Below are 5,247 nucleotides of genomic sequence, written 5' to 3' on the forward strand. Positions count from 1 at the left end.
ATATAGGGATATTGAGCTAGAGGTAATAGATGCTAGTAGATGTTTTATCATAGAAGAAAGAGAGGTGATATCGAATGAAGATTTTGATCAGAGGTATAATAGTTTATATATACATATTGCACTTACTATTATATATATTCATGACAAATATAGTAAAAGAAGAAGCTGTTTTACTGATTGGAGTTTATGATAAATTGCATATTCCAAATGAAATAGGAATGTATTCGTCAATTTTGCTTACGATGTTTATAATGGTGTCATTGAGTGCTAATTTATGTATTTATTTTTTTGATTTAAAATTAAATAAGAAAATAGAACGTTTAATATTGCTAGCTCCTTTTTTATTTTTGGTTATAGCTATATACAAATACTATCAGTTTGATTTTTTTGTAAAAATGCTATCGGTTTGTATTGGTTTGAATATTAGTAATCGGTTAATGCTTAAATATACCAATATATTTTTTGAAGAAAAGCTGAAGGAGGCCACATCTTCTTAGCAATCTGTGCTATTGAATACATAACACAAATAGGAAATGGAGAAAAAGTAGAAAAACTATTTATAAAAAATCTATGGTATTTGAAATACAATACCATAGATTTTTTTTATCGACTATTTGCCTAAAATAGAATATTCCATTTCCTTCAAAATTTCATCTTTGAACCAAGAAAATGTATGATAATGCTTGGTTTGATGTTCGTCAAATATGAGTGTTTTGGTATCAATTTTAATATTTTTATTGAACCCGAGTTTTAAAGAATCTATTTTTAAGTTGTATTCTCTTAAAAGATGGGCTATTAAAAGAATAGTCCTATCGAGAGTAACTAATCTATCACCAGTCTCAGAAATATTTATTTTGATATCCTCAGAGTCCAAAGATTTGCATGTCACACACTCTTCATCATTAACTAAAAAGTGAAACTCATTTTTTTGTGTATTATTGTCTTGTTTCAAATTGAAGTTTTTATCTTTTGAATTTAGTACTAAATCAGTAGTAGAATAGAGACTTATATATTTTAATTTTGTGCTAGAATTTGGATTTATATCTAAGCTATCACGAGATATGTTTACTAAATTTAGATCCACATATTTTGCTCTACAACTTCTTTTGTAATGAAATAGCTCAGCTTTAAACATATACTGATTCCGATCTATATGTGGAGGCTCATTTCCAATATGTTTAATTTGTATGTAATAGGATTTTCTTGCTACAATGTCCATAGATATATGGTTTGCTGTACCATTTTTTTGACCTTCTAGATAAATTTGATTTTGAAACTCATCGTATATTTTCATGCTTAATTCTAAGCCGTCAAACATTGGTTCTAAATGAAATTCCACTTTACCACTTTTTTCCCATTCGATCACATATGTGTCAATATCACCTTTAAAATAAATTTTACCAAATACATTTTCATTGTTCTTTATATTTTTAGCCATGTCTTTCACTCCTTTGATAGAATCAAAGATAAAAGACGTATTTTTTTCATTTTTTGTAAACCCTAATTTGAAAATTTTATTGAAAAATTTTGGAAAATAAAAAATACCGCAAAACTCATATCACATAGAAATCAAAAAGTGATGGTAGTTTTACGGTATATTATTCACATTCTGCATTATTGTTTATTTACTGCTATGATGTTTTTTAAGCGATGAAGTGCATATTCTACAATCAAGAGGATAGATCCAATGAAAAGAAGTTCGCGAGCTATTGCTTCTTCAGACGCATCAGAAATCACAGCTGCGTAAACAGATTTTCCACCAGAGAAAAATATACTATTTAGTGAAATCATCTTAAATTGTATCAAAATACCCGAAATAACTAAAATAAAACCTATTACCAAAGCGAAAAACTTTAGATTTCTTTTAAACCATGTAGAAATAGATGTAAAAGAATCGTCAATGCCTTTATCAATACTCTCTTCTATAACTGTTTTTTCAACATTTCTATCAATACTTTTTTCCATGAACCACTCCACCCTTCTTTGTTAATCTAGCTTTCAAAATAAGCGTATACCTTTGGTGTTAAATTGTCAATGTAAAAACATGGGATATTTTATTCAAATATGTGTAATAATAAGTATATATAGTAATGGGGGAGTATTATGAAAAAAAATATATTGGTAGTAGAAGATGAGAGCAGAATGAGAGAATTTATAGGATTGTATTTGAGAAAAGAGGGATACAATGTTGTAGAAGCAGAGAATGGAGAAGTAGCGCTAGAAAAATTTAGAGAATTCGAAATTGACTTAGTAGTATTAGACATAATGATGCCCAAATTAGGAGGGTTTGAAGTATGCAAAAGTATACGTGAGGATTCAAATATTCCTATAATAATACTTACAGCCATAGAAGCAGAGAATGATCATATAAAGGGATATGAATTGGGCGCAGATGACTATGTTACCAAACCTTTCAAGATAAAAATTTTACTTGCAAAGATAAAGCGATTTGTGGAAAAGTCATCAAATGAAACTAATAAAAAAATATTTGAATATAAATCGTTAAAAGTAGATTTAGATGGAAGAGAAGTTTTCGTAAATGATGAGAGTATGAAATTAGCACCTAAAGAGTTTGAGTTACTCGCATATTTGATAATGAACCATGGGATAGCTCTTTCTAGAGATCAGATATTAGAAAATGTATGGGGATATGATTTTGAGGGAGAGAGCCGAGTTGTAGACAATCATATAAAAAAACTCAGGAGCAAACTTGGACTGTATTCAAAACTTATTCAGACCATGATATCTATTGGTTATAAATTTGAGGTGGATGAATGATGAAGAAAGGCATAGTAATAAAAATATTCTGGAGCATAGTTGGGATTTTTGTATTGGTAATGCTAGTTCAATTAGCATTTCAAAACTTTTTTTTAGAAGATATATATTTAAATATGAAAATTTCAAAGGTGGAGAGATCTTTTGATGAATTGGTAAGGGAGTATGAACAAGAGCATTGGTCTAAAGAAAAATTAAATGAAAAGACAGATGACTATCAAAATGACAATAGTGCAGCCATTGTATTGTTTAATGGGAGAAAGGAAGTATTAAACGATATATTTTTTAGAGGCTTCAACTATATACGTTTAAGAGATGAGAACGGAGGAGAGCATAGAGTAATAATAGACTTTCTAATAGATGAAGAGGGAAATTTTAAAAATCAAGAAAATGATATAAGAGAATATGAAAAACTTAATATAAGTGGTATGAAAATAGATGGAACAAATTTTATAATGCCTCTAGGAATCGATAGCTCTGATATGAGATTTATAAATGATGATGGATATGAATTGTGGGATGAGCTGTATAATCAAGAGAAGAGTGAAATTGTAGATATAGTTGGAACGGTCATAGGTAGAAATTTTATAATTAGAGATCAAGGAGTAGAAAGCTATCAGCAAGAAAAATTATTTACAGAAGTAAATCAATACTGGGTAGAAGAGAGCAATTTAATGGAAGAAGCAGATCAATTATTCATAGATGGACGTTATGAGTATACCGAAGAATATTCAGGATTGATGATAGTGGTTTTAGCAAAGAGAGTTGATATTCCAAACGGAGGTACTGGATATGCATTTTCTTTGTTTACACTTCAAAACGTCCACGACGCATTTCAAATACTAAATGGATATTATTACTATATATTTGGATTCCAATTGATGCTCATATTAATTCTGGTTTATAAGTATTCGAAATGGATTACAAAGCCACTTATAAAAATGATAGATTCAGCAAAAAGCATATCCGAACTTGATTTTACAAAGAGAACGAGTGTAAATTCAAATGATGAGTTAGAAATATTGTCAGATAGTTTAAATGATATATCGGAGAATTTGTCTATGACCATAGAAGAATTAGAAGCATCAAATGATGAACTTGCTATAGAGGCTATAAAAAAGGCAGAAAATGAAGAACGAATGAGAAATCTTTTGAATAGTTTGTCGCATGAATTTAAAACGCCTCTAGGTATAATGTCTGGATTTTTGGAAATTATACGAGATGGTGTATACGAGAAAGAGCCTGAATATTATATGGATGCTATATCAGAAGAGATAGAAAAATTAAATGGACTCGTTTTAGAGACTATAGAATTATCAAAACTTGAAACAGGCAGTTATAAATTAAATTTGAGCCAATTTGATATAAAACCATTTATAGAAAATATATTTGATAAGTTTGAAAATGATTTGAGATATAAAAATATGAGTGCTGATGTGTATTTGCAGGATATAAAAGTAATTGCAGATCAGTCAAAGATAGAGCAGGTCATCAAAAATCTGGTAAGTAATGGAATACGATATTCATCAGAGGGCGAATCGATAGAAGTTAGAACAAAAATAAAGGAAAAATCATTGTATGTTGGAATAAGAAATTATGGTGCTCACATAGAAGAACATGAGATTGAACAAATATGGAATAGTTTTTATAGAGTAGAAAAATCACGAAATAAAGAACATGGAGGAAGTGGGCTAGGTCTTACAATAGTGAAAAATATATTGGATATTCACAAATCAGATTATGGAGTGCGAAATTTAGAAAATAGCGTTGAATTTTATTTTTCACTAGAAATTGTAGAGAATATTTAGAAATGGATACACTATGGATATATGATTTGATTATAATCTTGTCAAAAGCTAATGAATTAGTAAAAAGGAGCTGAGACGAGATATGAAAAAAATGTTTATGATGATTCTACTTACGGTGTTTGCCTGCGTAGGATGTAAATCAAATGCAGTATCAATAGGAAATGTAGAGAAAGTTACTCAGGTAGATTCAGAGATTACAAATCCAGAATATAAGACTTATATAAGTGAAAAAGATATTATGAAAGATACTTCAAAGTTAGAAGGGGCGTACAAGAAATATTATACGAAATATATTGATTATATAGCACCAAATGGAAAACCGATAAGGATAATAGCACAAGATAAAGTCAGTGATGAACAGGTATTGAAAGCATATAATCAATTGAGTTTTTATTTAGAGGATTTTGGAGAGTACAAAAAAGATGATATAGCAAATAAAATGGCAGAAAATGAAGCCGTATTAGTGATGCCAAATGGTGCAGATGGAGAATCAGATATACCAGAGAGAGCATTATTAGGACAACCATTATATCAGATGGAAGTTCCAACAATTGGCAGTAGATGGTATATAGAAAATAATTACAATCACAGAGATGCTACATATGAGGAAATACTTCATATGGTTCATGACTACGGTATTGGAATAGATAGCCAGGAGGGTGCA

General features: G+C 29.5%; 7 protein-coding genes. 5 read left to right on the forward strand and 2 right to left on the reverse strand.

The window, feature by feature from the left end; translation table 11 throughout:
• Positions 1-190 (forward strand): hypothetical protein (locus N4A40_15805; protein MCT4663318.1); only part of this gene is annotated, 190 nt, incomplete at its 5' end.
• Positions 141-497: a hypothetical protein gene (locus tag N4A40_15810; protein MCT4663319.1), complete on the forward strand. Its 357-nt coding sequence runs from the start codon at positions 141-143 to the stop codon at positions 495-497. The genes N4A40_15805 and N4A40_15810, both read left to right, overlap by 50 nt.
• 113 nt (positions 498-610) lie before the next feature.
• Here the strand turns inward: N4A40_15810 and N4A40_15815 are convergent, their stop codons facing one another.
• The gene (locus tag N4A40_15815; GenBank protein MCT4663320.1) at positions 611-1,438 is read right to left on the reverse strand and encodes a hypothetical protein; all 828 of its coding nucleotides are present in this window, start codon (positions 1,436-1,438) and stop codon (positions 611-613) included.
• A gap of 176 nt (positions 1,439-1,614) precedes the next feature.
• The gene (locus tag N4A40_15820) at positions 1,615-1,965 is read right to left on the reverse strand and encodes a hypothetical protein (GenBank protein ID MCT4663321.1); all 351 of its coding nucleotides are present in this window, start codon (positions 1,963-1,965) and stop codon (positions 1,615-1,617) included.
• A 138-nt stretch (positions 1,966-2,103) separates the two neighbouring features.
• On the opposite strand from N4A40_15820, the gene N4A40_15825 reads away from it, so the two are divergent.
• From N4A40_15825 to N4A40_15835, 3 genes are all read left to right on the forward strand, one after another.
• Positions 2,104-2,778 carry a response regulator transcription factor gene (locus tag N4A40_15825; GenBank protein MCT4663322.1) on the forward strand — a complete coding sequence of 225 codons (675 nt, stop codon included), beginning with the start codon at positions 2,104-2,106 and terminating at the stop codon, positions 2,776-2,778.
• Entirely contained in the window at positions 2,778-4,583 is a 1,806-nt protein-coding gene (locus tag N4A40_15830) for an ATP-binding protein (protein MCT4663323.1), read from the forward strand. The genes N4A40_15825 and N4A40_15830 overlap by 1 nt, the downstream gene beginning before the upstream one ends.
• An 82-nt stretch (positions 4,584-4,665) precedes the next feature.
• The coding region (locus N4A40_15835; GenBank protein MCT4663324.1) for a hypothetical protein at positions 4,666-5,247 on the forward strand (582 nt) is incomplete at its 3' end.

This window comes from Tissierellales bacterium, assembly GCA_025210965.1.
Classification (GTDB): Bacteria; Bacillota; Clostridia; order Tissierellales; family JAOAQY01; genus JAOAQY01.

What these genes read in the sequence shown, in the direction of transcription:
- N4A40_15810 (MCT4663319.1), top strand. Translation starts at nt 141, where the DNA reads ATGACAAATATAGTAAAAGAAGAAGCTGTTTTACTGATTGGAGTTTAT.
- N4A40_15815 (MCT4663320.1), bottom strand. Translation starts at nt 1,438, where the DNA reads ATGGCTAAAAATATAAAGAACAATGAAAATGTATTTGGTAAAATTTAT.
- N4A40_15820 (MCT4663321.1), bottom strand. Translation starts at nt 1,965, where the DNA reads ATGGAAAAAAGTATTGATAGAAATGTTGAAAAAACAGTTATAGAAGAG.
- N4A40_15825 (MCT4663322.1), top strand. Translation starts at nt 2,104, where the DNA reads ATGAAAAAAAATATATTGGTAGTAGAAGATGAGAGCAGAATGAGAGAA.
- N4A40_15830 (MCT4663323.1), top strand. Translation starts at nt 2,778, where the DNA reads ATGAAGAAAGGCATAGTAATAAAAATATTCTGGAGCATAGTTGGGATT.